The organism is Micromonospora craterilacus, from assembly GCF_003236315.1.
Taxonomy (GTDB): Bacteria; Actinomycetota; Actinomycetes; order Mycobacteriales; family Micromonosporaceae; genus Micromonospora; species Micromonospora craterilacus.
The window spans coordinates 1-21706 of the sequence record NZ_POTY01000110.1 but is presented as its reverse complement, the minus strand read 5'-3'; the positions used below and the strand labels follow the sequence as shown (position 1 = coordinate 21706).

Below are 21706 nucleotides of genomic sequence, written 5' to 3'. Positions count from 1 at the left end.
GAGCTGCTCGTCGCGCCGGTCCACCCGGGGCATCGAGGCGAGCAGCCCTTCGGTGTAGGGGTGGGCCGGACCGGCGAAGATCTGCTCGACCGTGCCCCGTTCGACGATCCGGCCGGCGTACATCACCGCCACGTCGTCGGCTACCTCGGCCACCACCCCCAGGTCGTGGGTGATCAGCAGCAGGCCCATCCCGCTGTCCCGCTGGATCTCCGCGAGCAGCTCCATCACCTGGGCCTGCACGGTCACGTCCAGGGCGGTGGTGGGTTCGTCGGCGATCAGCAGGTCCGGCTCCAGGGAGATGGCCAGCGCGATCATGATGCGCTGGCGCATACCGCCGGAGAACTGGTGCGGGTAGTCCCGGATCCGGTCCTTGGCCGCCGGGATCCGCACCCGGTCGACCAGCTCGATCGCCCGGCGTCGGGCGTCGGCCTTGGACATGCCGCGGCGGACCCGCAGCACCTCAATGATCTGGTGCCCAACGGTGAAGACCGGGTTGAGCGCGGCCATCGCGTCCTGGAACACCATGCCGATCTCTTCGCCGCTGACCCGGTCACGCTGCTTGCGCGGCAGGGTGAGCAGCTCCCGCCCCCGCAGCCGGACCGAACCGGTGATCGTCGCGGGCGGCACGTCGAGGATGCCCATCACCGCCTGGGCGGTGACGCTCTTGCCAGAGCCGGACTCGCCGAGGATGGCCAGGGTCTGCCCGGAGTCGACGCCGAGCGACACCCCGTTGACCGCGTTGACCGGCCCGCTCGGGCCGGGGAACGCGACCCGCAGGTCGGCGATCTCCAACAGGGTCATCGCAGCACTCCGGCTCGGCCGAGGAAGTCCCGCACCACCTGCTGGAACAGCTCGGGCTCCTCCAGCTGCGGGGAGTGGCCGGATTTCTCGAACACCATCAGCTCGCCGTTCGGGATCAGGTCCGCGATGACCTGCGAGGCCGCCACCGGGGTACGCCAGTCGTGCCGGCCCACGGTGACCAGGGTCGGGCAGGTGATCGACGGCAGCTTCGGCTTGAGGTCGTAGCGGGGCATGTTCTGCCCGAAGGCCGCGTTGTGGGTCCGGTAGTGGAAGCGGGTGGCGGCCAGCCGCGCCTCGTCCCTGGCCGGGTCGTGCTGGTGGTCGTAGAGCGGGAGGATGGCCCGCCAGTACTCCCGCAGCTGTTCGTTGCTCTCGAACCGGCCGGTGCCGATCCGGTCGATGACCCACTCCGGGATCACCGAACGGTCGGTGTTGCGAGCCCGCTCCACCGCCAGGTGGTCGTGCGCGGTGTCCGCCGCGGTGTCCCGCAGCACCAGCGCGGAGACCCGGTCCGGGTGGGCGATGGCATACTCCAGGGCGACGAACCCGCCGTACGAGCCGCCGGCCATGACGATCTTCTCGTAGTCGAAGTGCTCCCGGATCGCGTCCACGTCGGCCACCCACTGCTCGTGGGTGAACGGTTCGTCGTCGCTGGACTCGCCGGAGCCCCGGGCGTCGAAGACGATGACCCGCATCCGGTCGGAGAACGGGCCGAACGAGCGCTTCGGCTCACTGCGCGAGCCCAGACCCGGCGCGCCGTGGTGCACGATCATCGCCGGCCCGTCCTCGGGGCCGAACGCCTCGACGACCAGTTCCGCTCCGTTGATTTTCATCGGACCCCCTCGATGACGTTGGATGCCAGGTCGCGCGGGTAGCCGGTGAGCCGGCGCGGGCCGGCCTCCCGCACCAGGACCGTGTCGGAAATGCGGTAGCCGGCGTGGCCGGGAACGTAGACACCGGGCTCGCTGGAGAGCAGCATCCCGGGGGCGAGCACGGTGTCGTCGCCGTCCTCGACCCACGGCGCCTCGTGGTTCTGTAGACCGATGCCGTGCCCCTGCCGGTGCCGGATGTAGTCGCCCAGTCCGTGTTCACGCAGCACGTCCAGGCAGATCTTGTTGACCTCGGCGCAGGTCCGCCCGGCGACCATCGCCTGGGTGCCGACCTCCTGCGCCTCCCGGTCGGCCTCGTAGTAGCGCACCTGCTCGGCATTGGGCTCACCGACGATGAAGGTGCGTTCGCTCTCCACGAACCGGCTGGCCACCGCCGCGCCGAGGGAGAGGATCAGCGTGTCGCCCGGCTGGATCCGCCGACGGGTCGGCAGGCCGTGCGGCAGGGCCGAGTTCGGCCCGGCGTAGACGAGCCCGCCGGCCAGTTTGGTGGTGTAGACCACCAGGTCGTAATGGGCGTACATCTGGTCGGTGCCGTACCCGATCACGTGCCGGGCGATCTCGTCCTCACGGGGCAGGGGCCCGCCGGAGGCCAGCGCCTCCTCGATCAGCCCTCGACCGGCGGCGAGCATCTCGTCACAGATCCCAGCGGCTGCCTCGTGGAACGGGATCTCCTCGGGAAACTTGCGCAGCCGCAGCTTCGCCACCGCGTCGGTGGTGACCAGCTCGGCGCCGGCGATGGCCCGGGACAGTGCCCGGTACGCCGCCACCGACACGCCGGCGCTCACGCCGATGCGACGTCCCGCCCCGCCGGGGCGGGGCAGCGCGGCGGCCAGGGTCTCCTCGGCGCTGACCACACCCGGGAACTCGAAGTAGCTGACCATCGGGATGGTGACGCCCTGCTGGGCGGCGTACTCCTCGTCGAGGCGCGGGATGACCAGCAGCGGGTCACCCTCGCGCGGCATCCAGAGGTAGACCGGGCGTTCGGTGGCGATGTAGAAGAAGCCACTGAGGAACGCGACGTCCGCTGGGGACGTGGCCAGGAAGCCGTCCAGGCCGCGCTCGTCGAGCGCCTCGCTGAGTCGGGTGCGAACGCTGGTGTAGAAGCTCTCGGGCAGTCGCACTGGTCAGCCTCCGTTGCGGCGGGGGTCACGGGTGTCGTTGAACCGCATTCCGGCGAGGGTCGCGGAGAGCACCAGCAGCAGGATCGCCAGGGACGGGAAGAGCGTCTGCCACCAGGCGATCGCGATCGTGCCGCTGCGCTGGGCGTTGAGCAGGATCCGTCCCCAGGACCAGGCGTCCGGGTCGCCGAGGCCGAGGAAGCTCAGGCCAGCCTCGGAGATCACCGCCCGGGAGGCGGTGAGCAGCACGCTGACGATCATCAGCGAGACGACGGCGGGCAGGATCTCGCGGGTGACGATCCGCCAGCCGGTGGCGCCGAGCACCCGGGCCCCGTCGATGTAGGGCATCGCGCTGATCACCAGCCCCTGCGAGCGGATCAGCCGGGCCACCTCGGGCCAGGCGAAGAATCCGATGATCAGGGTCAGGGTCCAGACGCTCGGGCTCACCACCGCGGCCAGCATGATCATCAGCGGCAGGGTGGGCAGCGCCAGCATCACGTCGGTGATCACCGTGGCGACCGCGTCGATCGGGCGGAAGTACGCCGCTGCCAGCCCGATCGCGGTGCCCAGCACGATCGCGATCAACGAGGCGGCCAGGCCGATCACCAGGCTGGTCCGGGTGCCCCAGACCACCTGGGCGAAGATGTCCTGCCCGAGGTCGTCGGTGCCGAACCAGTGCGCTCCGGACGGCGGTTGCAGCACGTCCGGGCCGGCGCCGCTGGGCTCGTCGGCGATCAGCGGCGCGAAGACCGCCATCAGCACCATCACGAGCAGCACCAGCACCGACAGCGCCACAGTGGGCTGACGCAGGTAGGCGTACCAGGAGGACCGCCTGGTCGTGGCCGGAGCGACCGGCGGAATCGCCTGCTCGGTCAGCACGGGGGCGCTCACGGCACCCTCCCTTCGTTCTTGGTGGCGGCGATCACAGCGGTCTCCGAGTTCGCGACTGCGGTGCTCCGCTTCGCTGCACTCCTCGCGCTCACAGCCGGATCCTGGGGTTGAGAACGGCGTAGAGCATGTCGGTCAGCGCGTTGGCGATCACCACGGTGACGGCGAGCATGATGAACGCCCCCTGGATCACCGGGTAGTCCTGCTGCCCGACCGCCTCGTAGATCAGCCGGCCGACCCCGGGGTAGGCGAAGACCGTCTCGGTGAGCACCGCGCCGCCGACCAGGGTGCCCAACTGGAGACCCATCAGGGTCAGCGCCGGCAGGATCGCGTTGCGCAGGCCGTGCTTCCAGACCCGACGCCGGGCCGAGAGGCCGCGGGCCTGCGCGGCGCGGATGTAGTCCTCACCGAGGACTTCGATCATGTTGGTGCGTAGGGTCAGCGCGTACGGGCCGAGCTGCACCAGGATCAGTGACAGCACCGGCAACACCAGGTGGTGGGCCAGGCTCAGGTAGGCCCCGACGCCCCGGGTGTCCGGGTCGATCGCCCCACCGATCGGGAACCAGCCGAGCTGGGCGCCGAAGAAGACCAGCAGCAGGATGGCGACGCTGGGCACGAAGAGCGCGTTCGCGCTGATGCCGAAACCCTGCAGCGCGCGGTCGAGCCACTTGCCACGGTTGACCGCGGCGGTCACGCCGATCGGGATACCGACGGCGACGGTGAGGACGAACGCGCTGCCGGCCAGCAGCAACGTCCACGGCAGGCGGTCGAGGATGATGTCGGTGACCGGCTGGATCTGTCGGAACGAGATGCCCAGGTTGCCCTGGACCAGTTCGCGCAGGTACGACACGTACTGCTCCCACAGCGGACGGTCCAGGCCGTACGTCTTGAGCAGGGCCGCCTGCATCTCCGGCGTCATGTCCCCCTCGACCATGAGGGTCGTGGGGTCCCCCGGCAGCAGCCGGAGCAGGAAGAAAGTCGACGTGATCGCAATCCACACGGTCAGGACGGCCTTCAGTGCCCGGCTGAGCACGAAACGCACCACGGGGGACCCCTCCTTTCCCTCTGGTTGGGGGTTACTTGACCGGGGTGACCTGGGCCAGCGAGTACGCGGTGACCATGCCAAGCAGGTCCGACGGCGACGGGGAGAAGCCGGTGAACTTGCTGGCGTTGTAGGCGAACTGGAAGTTCTCCACGTACAGCGGGGTCAGGTACGCCTGCTCGTGCACGACCTTGTCAAGGTTCTTGATCTTGGCCCTGAACGCCTCCGGGTCGGTGGTGCCGGCCGCGTCGTTGATCAGCGTGTCCATCTCCGCCGACTCGAGCAGGTTGTAGTTGATGCCGCCCGGGTTGCTGGACAGGTAGGTGCTGCGCAGCTGGTCCATCGGGTTGTCGAACACGCCCCACTGCGAGGCGTCGATGTCGTACTCGCCGTTCTTGGTGCGGGTGAGGAAGGTGTTCCGCTCCACGCACTCGTTCTCCAGCTTGATGCCGGCCTTGGCCGCGCTCTCCCGGAAGAGCTGCACCACGCGGGTGATGTTCGCGTTGGACTGGTCGCACGCCACGCCGAAGGACAGCTCGTCGAAGAAGCCGTCGTTGTTGGCGTCCCGGTAGCCCGCCGCGGCCAACTTGGCCTTCGCCCCCGCCGGGTCGAACGGGTACGGCTGGATCTCGGTGTTGTCGTACTCGGCGAAGATCGGCGAGATCGGCCCAGCCATCTGCTGGCCGTCACCCTGGAGTACCGCCGAGATGATCGCCTTGGTGTCGACCGACATCGACAGCGCCTGCCGGACCTGCTGGTCGGCGAGGTACTTGTTCTTCATGTTGTAGGTCAGGTGGGCGAAGCCCAGCGCGCCGACCTTCTCCAGTTTGATCTTCGAGTCGTTCTCGAAGGTCTTCGCCGCCGACACCGGCACCGGGGTGCCCATCAGGTCGATGTCGCCGTTACGCAGCGCCAGCATCATCGTGTTCACGTCCGGGTAGACCCGGTACTCGACCTGGCTGACCGCGGCCTTGCCCTCCGGCGCGAGCGGGTAGTGCTCGTTGCGCTTCATCACGTAGCGCTGGCCCTTGGTCATGCTGTCCAGCACGAACGGCCCGGCACCGACCCAGTTCGTGTCGTTGGGGAACTTGGAGAGGTCGCCGGCCTTCTCGAAGATGTGCTTCGGCACGATCGACATCCAGAAGCCGACACCCTCGGCGAACGGCGCGTACGGCTGGGAGAGCTTGAACTTGACGGTGGTCGCGTCCGGCGCCTCGATCGATTCGACCCAGGTCAGCTTCGCCGCCACGTTGCCGAGCTTGTACTCCATGATCTTCTCGGCGCTGAACTTGACGTCCTCGGCCACCACCGGCTGACCGTCGGTCCACTTGAAGTCGTCGCGCAGCTCGAACACGGCCGTCTTGCCGTCGTCCTCGTAGCGGTACTCCTTGGCCAACTCGGGGGCCTTCTGCGCGTTCTCGTCGATCCGCAGCAGGTGCGGGTACATCGCGTTGAGGATCCACGAGTCGGTCTTGCTCAGCGACTGCAGCGGGTTGAAGTTGCTCACGTCGGTGGTGGTGCCGATCCGCAGCACCGTGTCCGACGAGCCGCTGGAGGACGAGTTGTCCTCGTTCAGACCGCAGCCGGAGACACCCAGCGTGGCCACCACGCCGAGCGCGACAGCGAGCCGCCACCGACCCTTGACTGTCTTTTTCACCAAACCTCCTGAAGAACCCGGATGATGTTGCCGCCGATGACCTTGGCGATCTCGTCGTCGGAGTAACCGTGCGTGACGAGCCACCCGACGATGTTGCTGAAGCACTCCGCCGGGTTCTCCATGCCGCTCACGTACTCCACCCTCGGGTGGTCGACCACCCCGTGGGCCTTTCCGATCGCCAGGTGCTGGGTAAAGCTGTCGTGCAGCCCGACGTGGTCACCGAAGTTGGTGTCCGGGCCGAACGCCACGTGGTCGATGCCGACCAACTCCACGCAGTACGTGAAGTGGTCCATCACCGACTCGATCGAATGGTGCGGATGGCCCGCCGAGAGGGTGGTGTGCGGAGCGGCCTCGATACCGATCACGCCACCCCGCTCGGCGCAGGCCCGGATCACCTCGTCCGGCTTCATCCGAGGGGTGTTCCAGACCGAACGGGCACCGGCGTGGGTGATGAACACCGGAACCCGACTGGCCTCGATCACATCCAGCGAGGTCTGATCGCCGGAGTGCGAGATGTCGATGGCGATACCGAGCTTGTTCATCCGGTCCACCGCGCGCCGACCGAAGTGGGTCAGCCCGCCGTCGCGGTCCTCGGATAGGCCGGATCCGAGCATGTTCGCCTGGCTGTACGCGATGCCCATCTGGCGCACGCCGAAGCCGTAGAGAATGTCGATCCGGTCCAGCTCGTTCTCGATCATCGTGGCCGCTTCCAGACCCGCCACCAGGGCGATCTGGCCGTTGCGCTTGGCCTCGAAGATCTGTTCCAGCGTGGTCGCCACCACCACGTGGTCCTGCTTGGCGATGTCGGCGAAGCGCAGGCCGATGTCGTAGACGACGTCGTCCCACTTCCAGGCGTGCTCGCTGGTCACGCAGCCGGTGCCGTTCATGAAGTTGTCGAAGACTGCGGTCAGGCCGGAGCGGGCCAGGCCCTCGAACCCGAACGAATTGCGGCCGGTGCGGTTGTAGTCGCGCAGCTGCGTCACGTCGGCCGGCAGGATCTTCGGGTGCTCATGCAGCGAGATGGCCATGTGTTCGTGGAGCAGCCGGGCGACCCGGGCGCGCTGGTCGCTGCTCAGGCCCAGGTCGTGTCCGGGCACCCGGCCGAGCTGTGGTGCCAGCTCGAAGACTTTGTAGTCAGCGTGCGGCGTCAAGTAGTCGAAGGATCGGTATCCGGCGTAGCGGGGGGCGGGTTCCTGCACTCGTCAACTCACCTCGTCAGATCAGAGGCATGAGGAATGAGGTCCGACCTCATGCCTCGTCGCAACGTACCGAGAGACACTCGGGTTTAGGAACACCTCGTGACATGACCGTTATCGAGAACGCGGACATTCCCGCAGGTCGGGACGGTTGTGCGGGAACCGCAGCAGGTCGGCCGAGCCGGATCACGCCTAACACCCGAGGCCGGGATCCTCGAACGGAGGAGCACCAGCAAGCCGCATCGTCGACGCCACTCAACCTAGTGGTCAGACCACTAGGACCACGACTCGCTGCCCACTCCGCGCCGCCGGATGGTCAGGGCCTCCGCCCGGAACGACTCAGGCCCCCTCCGTGGAGGGGGCCTGACCATTGGGGTGACTGATGGGAATTGAACCCACGACAACCGGGACCACAACCCGGTGCTCTGCCAACTGAGCTACAGCCACCATGCCGCCGCGCCGGTCGAACGCCCGGAGCGGGTGCGGAGAAATAATACCCACACCACGGCCGACCGCGTCCAGCGGGTTGGGGTGGACGCGCTCAGAGCCCGGCCGCGATCGCCTTGGCGGTCTCCACGTCGGGCCCGGGCAGCGGGACGAAGACGGTACGCCGGTAGTACTCCAGCTCCCGGATGCTCTCCCGGATGTCCGCCAGGGCCCGGTGCGCCAGGCCCTTCTGCGGCTGGCCGAAGTACACCCGGGGATACCAGCGGCGGCACAGTTCCTTGATCGAGGAGACGTCGATCATGCGGTAGTGCAGGTGGGCGTCGAGGCGAGGCATGTCCCGGGCGATGAACCCGCGGTCGGTGGCGATCGAGTTGCCGCACAGCGGGGCGGTACGAGGATCCTTGACGTGCCGGGTGACGTAGTCGAGCACCAGGTCCTCCGCCTCGGCCAGGGTGACCGCGGAACGGCGTACCTCGTCTGTCAGCCCCGACTTGGCATGCATTGTCCGGACGATCTCGGGCATGGCGTCCAGCGCCGCGTCGTCGGCGTGGATCACCACGTCCACGCCGTCTCCGAGCACATTGAGATCGGGGTCGGTGACCAGTGCGGCGACCTCGATCAGCTTGTCGCCCCGGAGGTCGAGCCCGGTCATCTCACAGTCGATCCAGACGAGAAGATCAGCCATCGGGACAGCCTACGCGCAGCCCAAGCCCCGTGGCTGCGCGCCGCCGGCGCGACTGACCGCTAGGGTCTTCCCCGTGCCCGCCGATCCCGCCACAACCTCCGCTGTCGACGACTCCGGTAGCCGTACGGCGCGGCGAGTGGTGGGTCTGCTGGCGCTGGCGGCCGTCCTGCCGGCGCTCTACCTGCCGAACACGGTGCACGACTTCTTCGACCTGAAGATCTACATGTCGGCGATGGACTGGTGGGCCGCCGGCAACCCGCTCTACGACTACGTACAGCCCGACCGGGTGCAGGGCGAGCTGTATTTCACCTATCCCCCGTTCGCCGCGTTGCTGCTGCTGCCGTTCGGCCTGCTCAAGCTGGGCGCGACCGTGACGATCTTCACCGGTCTGACCCTGCTGGCCGTGGTGGTCACCACGAGGTGGCTGCTCGACCCGGTGATCCGCCGGCACCGCCTGCCCCGCCTGCTCACCCTCGTGGTGGGGGTGCTGCTCGTGCTCGCGGTGGAGAGCACCCGGGAGACGATCACCTTCGGCCAGATCAACATGCTGCTGGTGGTGCTGATCCTGGCCGACCTGCTGTTCGCCGTACCGCGGAACAGCCGGTGGGCCGGGGTGGGTATCGGGCTGGCGGCGGCGCTCAAGCTGTTCCCGGGCATCTTCGTGGTCTACCTGCTGGCCAGCCGGCGCTGGCGCGCGGCGGCGGTGGCGGCGGCGACCGCCGCCGGAGCGACCCTGCTGGCCGCCGCGGCCGCGCCCGGGGACTCCTGGCGGTTCTGGACCCACGAGCTGTGGGCCACCGACCGGGTCGGCCGCACCGACTACACCGGCAACCAGTCGCTGTTCGGGCTGTTGAGCCGGATCACCGCCCCGGAGGAGCCGAGCCGGCTGATCTGGCTGCCGCTGGTGGCGGCCGTCGTCGGGTACGGGCTGTGGCGGGCGGCACGGGCGGCCCGCGCCCGGGACGCGCTCACCGGCCTGACCCTGACCGGCCTGGTGGCGGCGCTGATCAGCCCGATCACCTGGATTCACCACATCTACTGGTTCATTCCGGCGGTGGTGATCCTGGCCGACGCGGCGCTGAGCACCGACCCGCGCACCGCCGCCGGGGCACGCCGGCGCCGCCGGTTGGTCAGGCTCGCCGTCGGCACCTCCGCGATCATCGTGTACGGCGTGGTGTCCTTCTACGACTTCGGGGCCGCCCCGTCGCGTACCGACACCCCCTGGGAGTTCCTGCTCCGTAACGCGTACGTGCTGCTCTGCCTGGTGCTGCTGGTCGCCCTACCGGTGCGCGCCGGGGCCGACATCCCGACGGATGAGTCGCACGAAGCGGACACTCTTCCCGGGACACCCATTCACCGGTAATCTTGCGCTAAACAGCTCATCCCCTCCGATGAGCACCGATATCCCCCGGTGAGGGCGGCCCTCCGTGTCGGCAGCGCGGAGGGCCGCCCGCCGTCTGTCCCCTCACCGCCCGGCGGCGGGTTCAGCGGGGTGGCGCGGCGGGACGCAGCGGGTGGTGTGGGGCCGGCAGGTCGGCGGGCAGGTCGGCGAGCGTCTCCGGTCGCGGCATCGGAGCGATCGCCGGCCGGAAGGGGTTGGACACCACGCTGCCCACCGACACGAGCTGCCGTACGGGCAGCGGGCGTGGCCCGGGTTGTGCCGGGGCACCAAGGCCACTGAGCGAAGTCACCCCGAGCCGGCCGGCGAGCACCGGCACCTGGTCCGGCTCGACCACGAACACCACCTCACGGGGGCGCATCGGGCGCAGCAGGACCAGCGCCGCGAGGATCACCAGCAGCATCCCGCCGGTCAGCGAGCCCCAGGTGGCCGGTGCGATCCACCCGGCCCGCAGTTCCGCGCGCAGGTCCAGGGCCAGGTCGGCCTGGCCGTCGGGCCGCATCAGCACCAGACTGAGCCGCTGGCCGGCCAGTTCGTCGGGGCTCCACTCCAGCACGCCGGCACCGGCACGCACCCAGAAGGTCTGTGCGCCGGGGCCGGCCGGGACGGTCGGCGGCGTACCGTCCGCCGGTGTGACCTGCTCCAGCCGGACCGGCAACGGTCCCCGCGCCAGCGCCATCCGCTGGACCACGGCGTGCGGCGCCCCCGCCAGCCACCGCCGGGCCTCCTCGGCCGGGGCGAGGCCGACGAACGCCGGCCCGTCGGGCGTACGGGCATCCAGCCGCAGCCGGGCCTGCCCGCCTCGGGCGAACGGCACCTCCTGCCGCACCAGCGCGTCGAGGTCGGTCACCACCACCGCGTGCCCCGGCGTCTGCACGGTCTCGAACTGCGCGGTGAACGCCCCGCCGGGGGCGGCACGGCCGGTCAACAGGCCGAGCGCGGCAGCGCCGAGCAGCGCGGTGGTGCCGATCGCCAGCAACACCATTCCGGTCAGCGCCCACACGAAACGCATCCGCCCTGTCCCCCTCCGTAGCCAAAACACCCGGCCGACCTTACCCAGACGGAGCCGCCGATCAGCGGATATCCACGGCACGGACGTAGAAAGCGGGCGGGCCCGCCGGAATCTCCGGCGGGCCCGCGAGGCGGTGACGGTCAGGACGTCGGTGCCGGCTCGCCGCTCTGGGCGGTGTCGCCGCCCGCGCGCCGGGTACGCGCGAACGCCAGCCCGCCCAGCACCAGCCCACCGACCCCGGCGATCAGCCCGGCGACCCCGAGCCCGACGGCCAGCCCGTTGCCGTCGTCGCCGTCGTCGGCCGCGCCACCCGCCACGGCGGGCGACTCCGCGGGCGCGGCCGACGGCGTGGCCGGCGTGGCGGCGGTGAGAGTGAGCACCGGCGCCGGGGCAGCCAGCTCCTTGCCCGGCTCCGGCTCGTCGATCCAGCGCACCACGTCGCCGTTGGAGTAGGTCTGCAGCGCCTTGAAGACCATCTGGTCCACCTCGGGCAGCGGACCCATGGAGATCGGGAACTCCTGGAAGGTGCCCGGGGCGATCGCCGCGTCGCCGCTGGCCGTCCAGGTGACCTTGGCCACCACCTCGGAGATCTCGCTGCCGTGCACCTGCACCGGCGGGTCGACCTTGCGCTTCTCCACCGCCACCGTCCAGCCCGGCACCGGCATCGTGGACACCGAGCCGACCGGGGCGTTCTCCGGCAGGAAGACCTCCAGCTTGGTGGTCGACGCCGAGTCGCTCTCGTTCGGCACCCGGAACGCGAACCGGCCGTAGCCGCCCTGCTTGGCCTCGTTCGGATTGACCGTAACGTGGGCCGACGCGGGTGCCGCGAAGCCGAAGACGGCCGTGGCGATGGCGCCGAGCGCCAGGGCGGCAGCCGCGCCTGCGGTACGCCGGTGACGGATCATCGGTGGAACCTTCCTATCGGAGCTATCGGATGGGCACGGTGGCGGTCACCGTGGCCTGGTCGATCTCGGTGGTGCGGGCGGTGACCCGCATTTCCCACTCCCCCGCCGCGGGGAGGGTGATCTCCCCGGTGGCGTGGTTGGGGGTGAGCGGCAGCAGCGGGACGTCGATCGGCTCGATCCCGGCCGACGGCAGCGCCACGGTGGCCTTCCACTCGACGACCGGCTGCGGCCGGTTGTCCAGCGTGTACGCGTAGAAGTGCACCGAGTTGTTGCCCCGCTCGGCGGGCGTGACCTCGATCTCCAGCGAGTAGAGCGAGCTGTTCACCCTGGTGCTGAAGGAGCCGCCGTCGAGGGCGGCCACGTCGGCCGAGGCGGTGCGGGCCGGCGGGGTCTGCACCAGCACGGCCGACACGCCGAGCACGATCGCGGTGATCGCCAGCTCGGCCAGGATCGCCCGGCGTACCGGCGCCGGCCGGCTGGCCGCGATCCGCTTGCGGACCAGGTATCGCGAGTAGGCGGCCACCGCGATCACCGCCGCGAACAGCCCGATCTTGGCCAGCACCAGCCGCCCGTACTGGGTGCTCACCAGCGCCGCCGGGGTGGCCACCTCGATCAGGGCCTGGACAACGCCGGCGAGCAACAACGCGGAGACCGCCAGGGCGGCCCAACGCGACCAGATCGGCAGGATCGCACCCAGCTCCCGCTCGTCGGCCCGGGGCAGCAGGAACACGGCGAGCATCACCAGCCCACCCAGCCAGACCGCCATGCTGCCCAGGTGCACCGCGTCGACGACAACCGACACCGCCGGAGCGGGCGAGGCCGCCGGGTGCCCGGCCAGCGGCCAGGTGAGCAGCGCTGCCCCGGCGAGGACGCCGAGGATCACCAGGTCGGCACGGCCCACCGACCCGGCCAGCAGCGGCCGGAGCAGGAACACCGCCGCGGCCAGCAGCCCGAGGCGGACCAGATGCGCGGCCCCGAAGGCGCTGCCGAGCGTCAGGCTGAGCCCCTCGCCGGTGATGTCGAACGGCCCGCCGCCATTGGTGTACGGCACCTGCAACAGCGTCACCGCGATTGTGGCCAGCGCCACCAGCCCGAGGCCGGTCCAGGCCAGCCGGGCCGGTCCCCGGCGGGACAGCCGGCGCGGCCAGAGCAGGGCGAGCACCAGCGCCGGGCCGACCACCAGCAGCAGGCCGGCATAGCCGACGAACTTGGCGACCTTGATCGCGGTGCTGACCACCGGGTCCGCGCGGCTGTCGTTGCCGGTGTCCACCGGCGGCGCGGAGGCGGCGCCGACGGAGTAGGTGAACGCCCCGGAGACCGGGTGGCTGTCGGCGGAGATCACCCGGTACGTGACCAGGTAGGTGCCGTTTCCGGCGGAGGTGTCGACCGGGATGTTGACCACGCTGTTGGCGAAGGTCGGCTCACCCCGGTCCGCACGGGATCCGTCCGGCGCGATGACCCGGATCTTGTCCGGCACCTTGCGGACCGGCTCGCTGAAGGTGAGCACCACCTCGGCCGGTGCGCTGGGCACCACGGTCGAGGCGGCGGGACTGCTGCTGGACAGCACGGCGTGGGCGCTGGCCGGGCTGGCCGGGGCGAGCAGCAGGGCGACGATGGTGACCAGCAGCCCGGCGGCGGCGTTGAACCGGGCGAATCGGCGGCGTAGGGCGGCAGACATGCCCGTCATGCTCGCCGACGACACCCGGTCCTGGCGACCCGCCCTCGCTCTCGACTTGACCACGCCGTTCTCGCGCACGACCCGGCACGCGGCAGCGGCGCCGCCGGCGCGCGCCACCGCGCGCACGTGTCCGGGGCCGGGGGTCATACGCGGGTAGTCGGCCGGAGCCTCGGGAAAGTTCCCGGCGTGGTGCAGCACATGGAAGGGCCGAAGGACCCTGCTGCTCAGGGCGTCGCCGCGTAACCTGGGTTGTCGTGATCCCCGCCCCGCGCGACATCTCCGCCACCGCCGACACCGGCGCGGTCGCCGGGCGCGCACCGGAGTTGACCATCGCGAAGTCGGCCCCCGCGAAGTCGGCCTCCTCGAACCCGGCCACCGCGGACTCGGCGACCGGTTGGGCGCTGGCCGCCCGGGATGGCGACCCGGCCGCCCAGGCCGCCTTCGTCCGGGCCACCCAGCCCGAGGTGTGGCGGTTCGCGGCGGCCCTGGTCGATCCGGACAGCGCCGACGATCTCACCCAGGAGACGTACCTGCGGGCGTTCCGGGCGTTGCCCGCCTTCGAGGGCCGCTCCAGCGCCCGCACCTGGCTGCTCGGCATCGCGCGACGGGCCTGCGCCGACCACCTGCGCACGGTGGTCCGACGGCGGCGGCTCGACCAACGGCTCACCGCCCACGCGCACACCGACGCGCCGCACCCCGACCCGGCCGGTCAGCTCGGCGCGACCGACCTGCTGCACCGGCTGCCGGCCGAGCGGCGCGGGGCGTTCGTGCTGACCCAGCTGCTGGGCCTGTCGTACGCCGAGGCCGCCGCGGTGGAAGGGGTACCGGTCGGCACGATCCGGTCCCGGGTGGCCCGGGCCCGCACCGGGCTGGTCGACGCCGTCGGCGAGGCGTTGGCAGGGTGAACGGGAAGCTGCTCCGCTGGCTCGGGCTCGCCGTCCGGCTCGGGCTCGCCGCCGTCTGGCTGTACGCGGGCGCCTCGAAGGTCGGCGACCTGGCCGCCTCCGGCCGCGCGGTGCACGCCTACCAGGTGCTGCCGTACGACGTGTCGGTGGTGGTCGGCGCGGTGCTGCCCTTCGTCGAGCTGGCGCTGGGCGTACTGCTGCTGCTCGGGCTGGCCACCCGGCTGGCCGCCGGGTTCTCCGCAGCGCTGCTGCTGGTCTTCATCGCGGGCATCGTCTCGGCCTGGTCGCGGGGGCTGGCGATCGACTGCGGCTGCTTCGGCTCGGGTGGTGAGCTACCGGCCGGGCAGTCCCCCAGCTACCTCCCGGAGATCCTCCGGGACGTGGGCTTCCTGGCATTGGCCGGGTTCCTGCTGATCTGGCCCCGCACCGCCGTCTCGTTGGACGGCGTGCTGACGGGCGAACCGGTGGAGGACAACGATGAGTAGTCGCAAGGGACGCAAGGACGCGGCCCGGGTGGTCCGGGAGCAGATGGCTCGGGAACGGCGTCGCAAACGGACGCTGTGGATCTCGGTCGGTGCGGTGGCGGTGCTGGTCATCGCCGGCCTGATCGGCTGGAGCATCCAGTCGAGCCGGAAATCCGGGGAGTTCACCGCGCCGCCCGGGGCCAACCCCAGCGGCAACGGCATCGTGGTCGGCACCGGGCCGGTGACCATGGACATCTACGAGGACTACCTCTGCCCCGCCTGCAAGCAGTTCGAGCAGACCAGCGGCGCCACCATCGACAAGCTGATCAGCGACGGCAAGGTGCGGGTGGTGTACCACCCGGTGGCCTACCTGAACCGCTTCTCCAGCACCGAGTACTCGACCCGCGCGTCGAGCGCGTCCGGCTGCGCCGCCGAGGGCGGCAAGTTCACCGAGTTCGGCAAGGCGCTGTTCGAGAAGCAACCGCCGGAGAACAGCGCCGGGCTGAGCAACGACGAGCTGATCGACATCGGTGCCGGGGTCGGGCTGAACCGCGACACCTTCGGCACCTGCGTCCGCGACGCGAAGTTCAAGCCGTGGACCACGCACGTCACCGAGGAGGCGACCCGCGCCAACGTCACCGGCACGCCGACCATCCTGGTCGACGGCAAGCAGGTGAAGGAGTGGACGCCGGAGAACATCACCGCCGCCGTGGAGGCGGCCGGCAGGTGACCCGAGCCCTGCTGACCCGTGCCGGGCTGCTGCTGGCCGGCACCGTCACCACGATCCTGGCCACCGCCGCCCCCGCGCTCGCGCACGGCGCGGACGCGCCGAACGGCACCGACTACCGGGCCGAGGTCACCGCCGTGACCCCGGCCCGGCCGGAGCTTCGGGTACGGCTGGTCGAGGCGGGCGCCCGGCTGGAACTGACCAACACCGGCCACGAGCCGATCGAGGTGATCGGCTACTCGGGCGAGCCGTACCTGCGGGTCGGCCCGGACGGCGTGTTCGAGAACACCCGCTCGCCCGCCACCTACCTGAACCGGACCATCGCCGGGGACACCGTCCTGCCCGCCGAGGTCGACCCGGCCGCCGCGCCACAGTGGCGGCGGGTCGACGGTGGCACGACCGCCCGCTGGCACGACCAGCGGGCGCTGTGGCGCGAGTCGGGGCCGCCCGCGCAGGTCCGCGCCGCCCCCGACCGGGAACACCGGGTACGCGACTGGGTGGTGCCGCTGCGCGCCACGGACGGTCCGATGGAGATCCGCGGCACCCTGGACTGGGTGCCCCCGCCGGACGCGTACACCTGGTGGGTGGCGATCACGCTCGGCGCGCTCGCGGTGGGTGCGGCCGGGCTGCTGCCGGCGGCCTCGGCACCGGGCGGGCGGGCGCTGGCCGGGCTCGGCGGGCTGCTGGCCGCCGGCGGACTGGCGGCCGTGGTGCTCACCGTCGGGCGGGTACTCGACGCCGGCGCCGAGGGGCTCGGCGGCGTGCTGGCCGGGCTGCTGACCGGCCCGGTGTGGGGGCTGCTCACCGGGCTCGGTGCGGTCGCCGCCGGCGGCTGGGCGCTGACCCGTCGGGCCGGCGTCGACTTCGTGGTGGCGTTGGCCGGGGCGTGCCTGGCCCTGTTCGCCGGGGTGACCAACGCCGCCGCGTTCACCCGTTCCGTTCCCCCGGTGCCGTGGCCGGCCACCGCCGCCCGGGTGCTGGTCGTCCTGGTCGTCGTCGCCGGTGCCGGTGCGCTCGCCGCAGCCGCCCTGCGGCTGCACGCCACCGGTCGCACAGTCGCCCCCGCCGGCCGTTCCGGCCCGAGCAACCGGCACGGTCGGGACAGCTCGGCCGACTACTCCCGGACCGGTGCGGGCGGCAGCGTGGGGCTGAACGGGTAGGGCAGTTCGAGACGGTGCCGGGCCAGCAGTGGCTCGTCGCCGAGGATCTCCGGGGTCGGCCCGTCGGCCACGATCCGGCCACCGTCGAGGATCACCGAGCGGTCGCAGAGTTCGAACGCGTACGGCAGGTCGTGGGTGACCATCAGCAGGGTCACCGGCAGGCCGCGCAGGATGACGGCCAGTTCCCGCCGGGCCGCCGGGTCGAGGTTCGACGACGGCTCGTCGAGCACCAGGATCTCCGGGCGCATGGCGAGCACGGTGGCCACCGCCACCCGGCGGCGCTGCCCGAAGGACAGGTGGTGCGGGGCCCGGTCCCGGTGCTCGGACATGCCCACCGCGGCCAGCGCCTCGTCCACCCGGGCGGCGAGTTCCGCGCCGCGCAGCCCCAGGTTGGCCGGCCCGAACGCCACGTCCTCGGCGACGGTGGGCAGGAAGAGCTGGTCGTCCGGATCCTGGAAGACGATGCCCACCCGCCGGCGGATCTCGGCCAGGGTCGACCGGTCCGGGCCGACCGTGAGGCCACCGACGGCGATGCTGCCCTCGGTGGCGGTGAGGATGCCGTTGAGGTGCAGCACCAACGTGGTCTTGCCGGCACCGTTCGGCCCGAGCAGGGCGACCCGCTCGCCCCGGGCCACCGTCAGGTCGACGCCGTGCAGGGCGAGGTGACCGTCGGGGTAGGCGTACCGGACGCCACGGACGTCCAGGCTGGGCGCGGTGGGTTGCACGCCACGAATCATGTCAGCACGGCAGCGGTGGCGGCGACGGTGCCCGCCAGGACCGGCACGGTGGCCGCGACCAGCCACTGCCCGGTCGTCGCCGCGCCCCCGCCCTGCCACACCGCCGGCATCCGGCCGGTGTAGCCGCGCGACAGCATCGCCAGGTAGACCCGCTCGCCCCGCTCGAAGGCCCGCAGGAACAGCGCCCCGACACCGGCGGCGAAGCCGCGCAACTGCCACAGGAAGCGCGGATCGTCGCCGCGGGAGATCCGGGCGACCCGCATCCGGCGGGCCTCGCCGACCAGCACGTCCAGGTAACGCAGCATGAAGGTGGCGATCTGGGTGAGGATCTGCGGGCAGCGCAGCCGGTCCAGCCCGACGATCAGGTCGCGGGTGGTGGTGGTCGCCGCCAACAGCAGCGACGCCCACACGCCCAGAGTGCCCTTGGCGATGATGTTCCACGCGCCGTAGAGGCCGTCGGCGGACAGGCTCAGCCCGAGCAGGTCCACCCGCTCGCCAGCACCGAGGAACGGCAGCGCGAACGCGAAAAGCACGAACGGCAGCTCGATCGTGGACCGGACCAGCAGCCACCGGGCGTTCACCCGGGCCAGCGCCGCGACGGCCGCGACCAGCAGGGCGTACGCGCCGAAGGCCCAGATCGCCTCGCGGGGGGTGGCGACCACGGCGACGGTGAACGCCACCATCGCCGCGATCTTGACCTCGGGCGGCAGCCGGTGCACCGGCGAGTCGGACTCGCGGTACAGCACGTGGGCGTGACCGGCTCCCATCCGCGCTACCCCTGGCCCGTGGCGGCGGTGCTCGGCTGCGCCGCGTCCCGCGACCCGGCGGCGTCCGGTGCCTCGGCCGAGCCGCGCCGACGGACCAGCCAGAACGCGCCGCCGGCCACGGCGAAGGTCAGCAGTACGCCGAGCACGCCGGACAGGCCGGTGGAGAGGAAGTCGTTGTCGAGCCCGGCGATGCCGTAGTCGGCCAGCGGCCCGCCGATCTCGTGCTCCTTCTCCTGCTGGGCCGGGCAGCTGCCGCCGGTGATCTCGTCGTCGGCGTCGAACGTGCAGCCCGCCCGCAGCGAGGAGTCCAGCCCGTCCGGGTGCGCCGAGGCGTAGTTGCTCACCACGCCGGCCAGCAGCAGCGCGACGAGCATGCCGCCGACGATGAACCCCCAGGAACGCTTCCTCACCGGACACCTCCGACAGCCGGAACGGATGCCGGCGCGGCCGGCTTCAGGGCGCGCAACGCGTACACCAGGTCGGGCCGGACCTTCGCCACGGTGACCACCGTGGTGGCGGTGATCAGGCCCTCGCCGATGCCGATGAACAGGTGGGACACGGCCATCGTCCCGGCCAGCCCGGCCAGGTTGCCGCCGAGGTCGGTGGTGCCGCCGAGCTGGTACTGCACCACGAAGCCCAGCGCCGCGACAACCACGCTGACCAGCGCGGCGACGAAGGCGGTGACGGCCAGCCCGGTCGTGGTACGCGGCAGCACCCGCAGCAGCAGCGCGATCAGCAGGTACGCCGCCGCGATGCCGATGACGGCCATGTTGGTGATGTTGAGCCCGAGCATGGCCACCCCGCCGTCGCCGAAGACGAGCGCCTGCACCACCAGCACCACGGCGACGCAGAGCGCGCCGACCCAGGGGCCGACCAGCATGGCGGCGAGCGCGCCACCGAGCAGGTGGCCACTCACGCCGGCGGTGAAGATCGGGAAGTTGAGCATCTGCACCGCGAAGATGAAGGCGGCGACCAGGCCGGCCATCGGCGCCAGCCGGTCGTCCAGGTCCTGCCGGCCGCGCATGACACAGAACGCCATCGCCGCCAGCGCGATCACCGCGAAGATCGCGGCGACGGGACCGTTGATGATCCCGTTCGAGATGTGCATCGCCAGGGTTTCCACGCGACCTCCCACGCGTCGGCGGGCTTATCCGCGCCGGCAGGGGTGAGCGTATTTCCCGCACCATGCTGTTGCCAATACCTGGCAACAGGGATGGTGTTGATCACTCTGGCCTGGTCAGAGGCGGCCGGACCGGCGGGTGACCGGCGCGGGTACGGCTGTTTGCCGGCGCGGGTCCGGCTGCTTACCAAGGTGGATCTGATGGCCGGCGCGCGGCGCTGACGGTAGGCCCGGTCCGGGCGGCGGTAGGGTCGATCCATGACCGCACCCGCTCGCCTCTCCCCCGGTGACCCGGCACCCGAGTTCACCCTCCCCACCGACGCCGGCGGGCAGCTCACCCTGGCCGACCTGCGCGGCCGCAAGGTCATCCTGTACGCCTACCCGGCCGCGATGACCCCCGGCTGCACCAAGCAGGCGTGCGACTTCCGCGACTCGCTGGCCTCGCTGCAAACCGCCGGCTACGAGGTGGTCGGCATCTCGCCGGACAAGCCGGAGAAGCTCGCGAAGTTCCGCGAGCGCGACGCGATCACCTTCCCGCTGGTCGCCGACACCGACAAGGCGGTGCTGACCGCGTACGGGGCGTACGGCGAGAAGCAGTCGTACGGCCGCACGGTGACCGGGGTGATCCGCTCGACGTTCGTCATCGACGAGGACGGCAAGATCGAGCGGGCGCTCTACAACGTCAAGGCCACCGGCCACGTCGCCAAGCTCCGCCGCGACCTCGGCCTGGACTGAGCTGTCACCGAGCCGGCGGGACGCTCTAGACTCTCCCCGGCTGGCGGGAGTGGCGTAATGGCAGCCGCGGTAGGTTTAGGTCCTATTGTCCGAAAGGACGTGGGGGTTCGAATCCCCCCTCCCGCACCATAGGTTTCATCACGCGATACATCGCAACCGATGAGCCGGTCGAGTTTCGAAGCTCGGCGTTACCGCGACATCCCGGCGAGATCTTGGACAGTTACCGTTAGCGCGTAACGGAAACTGTCCAAGATCTCGCACTCGCATCTCGACCCGTGGGATCGGCGCGGCGCAGGCCGTTGGGAAATCTTGTGTTCACTCATGATCACGGCCATCACGTCGCGCCGGCCGACGCAAGTGCCGACGGGATCCCACGTCACGCGGCACGATCCCCGGCCCGGCGTATCGCGGTCACGGACAGAGAATCACCCGCGACCAGCGGGAACCGGTTCACGTTCGGCTGACCACGGCGCACAACCTGACCGTCCCTGTCGGGAGCATCACGATCACGGGCGGTCCGGCCTTCGTCCGGCGAGGATGACCGGCGTGAGCCTGCGTTTCGTCCTCGATCCGGAGCTGACCCCCGAGCTGCGTGCGCGGATCGTCGCGCTCTGGGTCGACGTCACCAACGCCGGTGGTGCGGTCGGCTTCGTGGCGCCGGTCACCGCCGAGAAGGTACGCACGATCGCCGACCCGACGCTGGCCGGCATCGCGGACGGCCCGGACCGGCTGCTGCTGGGCTACGACGACGACCGGCTCGTGGCCATGGCGATCTTCACCGATCCACGCTTCCACCTGAAGACGCACCTGCGCGTGCTCACCCGGGTGATGATCCACCCCGACACCCAGGGCCGTGGGTACGGCGAGTTGCTGATGCGCGAGGCCGAGCGGGTCGCTCGTGGCCTCGGGCTGGCGGCGTTGCACGTGACCGTGCGGGACGGGTTGGGGCTGGACCGGTTCTACCGCCGGCTCGGGTACCGCGAGGTGGGGCGGTGGCCCGGGGCGCTGCGGGTCGGTCCCGGCGACGACCGCGACGAGATCCTCATGTGGCTCGGCCTGGCCGAGGAGCGGCACGACCAGAACCACTCCGCCGCCGACTGAGGTCGCCCGGGGCCGACGTCCGGGACAGCCCGGTCGGGGCGAGCCGGCCGCACCCACGTGGCCACGATCATCGGCGGCACGATCCAGCCCGGCCCGCAGGAGGGCTGCGTCGGGCGCACGGCCGGTCAGCCACCGCAGGAGGGCTGCGTCGGGCGCGCAGTCGGTCAGCCACCGCAGCCCGGCGACGCGGCCAGTGGCTCGGTCCCCACCACGGCGGCGTCCGCGCTCGCCGCGACCGCAGTCGAGTGAGACGGCGTCGGGCGGGACGGGGC

23 protein-coding genes and 2 tRNA genes are annotated in these 21706 nt (G+C 71.1%); 9 read left to right on the top strand and 16 right to left on the bottom strand.

The genetic code is table 11. The features are described from left to right. The 9 genes from C1I95_RS18290 to orn form a co-directional block, all read right to left on the bottom strand. A partial coding sequence (locus C1I95_RS18290; RefSeq protein WP_111215028.1) for an ABC transporter ATP-binding protein occupies nucleotides 1-801 on the bottom strand: 801 nt, incomplete at its 3' end. Next, nucleotides 798-1634, bottom strand: a complete 837-nt coding sequence (locus C1I95_RS18285; protein ID WP_111215027.1) for an alpha/beta fold hydrolase — start codon at nucleotides 1632-1634, stop codon at nucleotides 798-800. The genes C1I95_RS18290 and C1I95_RS18285, both read right to left, overlap by 4 nt. Beyond that, complete coding sequence (locus C1I95_RS18280; RefSeq protein WP_111215026.1) at nucleotides 1631-2812, bottom strand: M24 family metallopeptidase; 1182 nt, start codon at nucleotides 2810-2812, stop codon at nucleotides 1631-1633. The genes C1I95_RS18285 and C1I95_RS18280 overlap by 4 nt, the downstream gene beginning before the upstream one ends. Before the next feature lie 3 nt (nucleotides 2813-2815). Next, complete coding sequence (locus C1I95_RS18275) at nucleotides 2816-3700, bottom strand: ABC transporter permease (protein ID WP_233513732.1); 885 nt, start codon at nucleotides 3698-3700, stop codon at nucleotides 2816-2818. An 88-nt stretch (nucleotides 3701-3788) separates the two neighbouring features. Then, nucleotides 3789-4742 (bottom strand): ABC transporter permease, encoded by a 954-nt coding sequence (locus tag C1I95_RS18270; RefSeq protein WP_111215024.1) that lies wholly within the window; start codon nucleotides 4740-4742, stop codon nucleotides 3789-3791. A 31-nt stretch (nucleotides 4743-4773) separates the two neighbouring features. Then, a complete protein-coding gene (locus tag C1I95_RS18265; RefSeq protein WP_111215023.1) occupies nucleotides 4774-6396 on the bottom strand; it encodes an ABC transporter substrate-binding protein in 1623 nt (540 codons plus the stop codon). Next, nucleotides 6393-7547, bottom strand: a complete 1155-nt coding sequence (locus tag C1I95_RS18260; RefSeq protein ID WP_233513731.1) for a dipeptidase — start codon at nucleotides 7545-7547, stop codon at nucleotides 6393-6395. The genes C1I95_RS18265 and C1I95_RS18260 overlap by 4 nt, the downstream gene beginning before the upstream one ends. A gap of 416 nt (nucleotides 7548-7963) precedes the next feature. Continuing rightward, nucleotides 7964-8039 (bottom strand) — tRNA-His (locus C1I95_RS18255). Between the two features lie 94 nt (nucleotides 8040-8133). Continuing rightward, nucleotides 8134-8724, bottom strand: a complete 591-nt coding sequence (gene orn / locus C1I95_RS18250; protein WP_111215021.1) for an oligoribonuclease — start codon at nucleotides 8722-8724, stop codon at nucleotides 8134-8136. A gap of 73 nt (nucleotides 8725-8797) precedes the next feature. Between orn and C1I95_RS18245 the strand changes: the two genes are divergently transcribed. Beyond that, a complete protein-coding gene (locus tag C1I95_RS18245) occupies nucleotides 8798-10087 on the top strand; it encodes a glycosyltransferase family 87 protein (protein ID WP_111215020.1) in 1290 nt (429 codons plus the stop codon). 121 nt (nucleotides 10088-10208) lie between these two features. On the opposite strand, the gene C1I95_RS37325 is transcribed toward C1I95_RS18245, so the two are convergent. The 3 genes from C1I95_RS37325 to C1I95_RS18230 all read right to left on the bottom strand — a co-directional run bounded on the left by C1I95_RS37325 (nucleotide 10209) and on the right by C1I95_RS18230 (nucleotide 13727). Continuing rightward, on the bottom strand, nucleotides 10209-11135 hold the full coding sequence (locus C1I95_RS37325; RefSeq protein ID WP_111215019.1) for a hypothetical protein: 927 nt from the start codon (nucleotides 11133-11135) through the stop codon (nucleotides 10209-10211). Between the two features lie 140 nt (nucleotides 11136-11275). Then, nucleotides 11276-12040 carry a YcnI family copper-binding membrane protein gene (locus tag C1I95_RS18235; RefSeq protein ID WP_111215018.1) on the bottom strand — a complete coding sequence of 255 codons (765 nt, stop codon included), beginning with the start codon at nucleotides 12038-12040 and terminating at the stop codon, nucleotides 11276-11278. A gap of 22 nt (nucleotides 12041-12062) precedes the next feature. Beyond that, nucleotides 12063-13727 carry a copper resistance CopC/CopD family protein gene (locus C1I95_RS18230; protein WP_111215030.1) on the bottom strand — a complete coding sequence of 555 codons (1665 nt, stop codon included), beginning with the start codon at nucleotides 13725-13727 and terminating at the stop codon, nucleotides 12063-12065. A gap of 245 nt (nucleotides 13728-13972) precedes the next feature. Here C1I95_RS18230 and C1I95_RS18225 point away from each other — a divergent pair, with 245 nt between their 5' ends. Genes C1I95_RS18225 through C1I95_RS18210 form a run of 4 tightly spaced genes read left to right on the top strand, consistent with a single transcriptional unit; the run spans nucleotide 13973 to nucleotide 16974 of the window. Continuing rightward, nucleotides 13973-14623, top strand: a complete 651-nt coding sequence (locus C1I95_RS18225; protein ID WP_199523804.1) for a sigma-70 family RNA polymerase sigma factor — start codon at nucleotides 13973-13975, stop codon at nucleotides 14621-14623. Further along, the gene (locus C1I95_RS18220; protein ID WP_111215017.1) at nucleotides 14620-15108 is read left to right on the top strand and encodes a MauE/DoxX family redox-associated membrane protein; all 489 of its coding nucleotides are present in this window, start codon (nucleotides 14620-14622) and stop codon (nucleotides 15106-15108) included. Before C1I95_RS18225 ends, C1I95_RS18220 begins: the two co-directional genes overlap by 4 nt. Continuing rightward, nucleotides 15101-15817: a DsbA family protein gene (locus tag C1I95_RS18215; RefSeq protein ID WP_111215016.1), complete on the top strand. Its 717-nt coding sequence runs from the start codon at nucleotides 15101-15103 to the stop codon at nucleotides 15815-15817. Before C1I95_RS18220 ends, C1I95_RS18215 begins: the two co-directional genes overlap by 8 nt. Further along, nucleotides 15814-16974, top strand: a complete 1161-nt coding sequence (locus C1I95_RS18210) for a hypothetical protein (protein WP_233513730.1) — start codon at nucleotides 15814-15816, stop codon at nucleotides 16972-16974. The genes C1I95_RS18215 and C1I95_RS18210 overlap by 4 nt, the downstream gene beginning before the upstream one ends. Here the strand turns inward: C1I95_RS18210 and C1I95_RS18205 are convergent. The 4 genes from C1I95_RS18205 to C1I95_RS18190 are packed head-to-tail and all read right to left on the bottom strand — an operon-like array spanning nucleotide 16929 to nucleotide 19601. Continuing rightward, nucleotides 16929-17711, bottom strand: a complete 783-nt coding sequence (locus tag C1I95_RS18205) for an energy-coupling factor ABC transporter ATP-binding protein (RefSeq protein WP_111215015.1) — start codon at nucleotides 17709-17711, stop codon at nucleotides 16929-16931. The genes C1I95_RS18210 and C1I95_RS18205 overlap by 46 nt on opposite strands. After that, entirely contained in the window at nucleotides 17708-18478 is a 771-nt protein-coding gene (cbiQ, locus tag C1I95_RS18200; protein WP_111215014.1) for a cobalt ECF transporter T component CbiQ, read from the bottom strand. The genes C1I95_RS18205 and cbiQ overlap by 4 nt, the downstream gene beginning before the upstream one ends. 5 nt (nucleotides 18479-18483) lie before the next feature. After that, a complete protein-coding gene (locus C1I95_RS18195) occupies nucleotides 18484-18888 on the bottom strand; it encodes a PDGLE domain-containing protein (protein WP_111215013.1) in 405 nt (134 codons plus the stop codon). Further along, the gene (locus C1I95_RS18190) at nucleotides 18885-19601 is read right to left on the bottom strand and encodes an energy-coupling factor ABC transporter permease (RefSeq protein ID WP_111215012.1); all 717 of its coding nucleotides are present in this window, start codon (nucleotides 19599-19601) and stop codon (nucleotides 18885-18887) included. The genes C1I95_RS18195 and C1I95_RS18190 overlap by 4 nt, the downstream gene beginning before the upstream one ends. Before the next feature lie 255 nt (nucleotides 19602-19856). Here C1I95_RS18190 and bcp point away from each other — a divergent pair, with 255 nt between their 5' ends. The 4 genes from bcp (at nucleotide 19857) to C1I95_RS18170 (ending at nucleotide 21683) form a co-directional block, all read left to right on the top strand. Continuing rightward, nucleotides 19857-20333 carry a thioredoxin-dependent thiol peroxidase gene (gene bcp / locus C1I95_RS18185; RefSeq protein ID WP_111215011.1) on the top strand — a complete coding sequence of 159 codons (477 nt, stop codon included), beginning with the start codon at nucleotides 19857-19859 and terminating at the stop codon, nucleotides 20331-20333. Between the two features lie 43 nt (nucleotides 20334-20376). Beyond that, nucleotides 20377-20462 (top strand) — tRNA-Leu (locus C1I95_RS18180). A 408-nt stretch (nucleotides 20463-20870) separates the two neighbouring features. Then, the gene (locus C1I95_RS18175) at nucleotides 20871-21434 is read left to right on the top strand and encodes a GNAT family N-acetyltransferase (protein ID WP_111215010.1); all 564 of its coding nucleotides are present in this window, start codon (nucleotides 20871-20873) and stop codon (nucleotides 21432-21434) included. Nucleotides 21435-21491: 57 nt separating this feature from the next. Further along, complete coding sequence (locus C1I95_RS18170) at nucleotides 21492-21683, top strand: hypothetical protein (RefSeq protein ID WP_111215009.1); 192 nt, start codon at nucleotides 21492-21494, stop codon at nucleotides 21681-21683. The last annotated feature ends 23 nt before the right edge of the window (nucleotides 21684-21706 follow it).

Excerpts from the sequence above, each read along its gene's own strand:
- C1I95_RS18285 (WP_111215027.1), bottom strand. The coding sequence starts at position 1,634 with ATGAAAATCAACGGAGCGGAACTGGTCGTCGAGGCGTTCGGCCCCGAG.
- orn (WP_111215021.1), bottom strand. The coding sequence starts at position 8,724 with ATGGCTGATCTTCTCGTCTGGATCGACTGTGAGATGACCGGGCTCGAC.
- C1I95_RS37325 (WP_111215019.1), bottom strand. The coding sequence starts at position 11,135 with ATGCGTTTCGTGTGGGCGCTGACCGGAATGGTGTTGCTGGCGATCGGC.
- C1I95_RS18235 (WP_111215018.1), bottom strand. The coding sequence starts at position 12,040 with ATGATCCGTCACCGGCGTACCGCAGGCGCGGCTGCCGCCCTGGCGCTC.
- C1I95_RS18230 (WP_111215030.1), bottom strand. The coding sequence starts at position 13,727 with ATGACGGGCATGTCTGCCGCCCTACGCCGCCGATTCGCCCGGTTCAAC.
- C1I95_RS18215 (WP_111215016.1), top strand. The coding sequence starts at position 15,101 with ATGAGTAGTCGCAAGGGACGCAAGGACGCGGCCCGGGTGGTCCGGGAG.
- C1I95_RS18205 (WP_111215015.1), bottom strand. The coding sequence starts at position 17,711 with ATGATTCGTGGCGTGCAACCCACCGCGCCCAGCCTGGACGTCCGTGGC.
- cbiQ (WP_111215014.1), bottom strand. The coding sequence starts at position 18,478 with ATGGGAGCCGGTCACGCCCACGTGCTGTACCGCGAGTCCGACTCGCCG.
- bcp (WP_111215011.1), top strand. The coding sequence starts at position 19,857 with ATGACCGCACCCGCTCGCCTCTCCCCCGGTGACCCGGCACCCGAGTTC.
- C1I95_RS18175 (WP_111215010.1), top strand. The coding sequence starts at position 20,871 with ATGACCGGCGTGAGCCTGCGTTTCGTCCTCGATCCGGAGCTGACCCCC.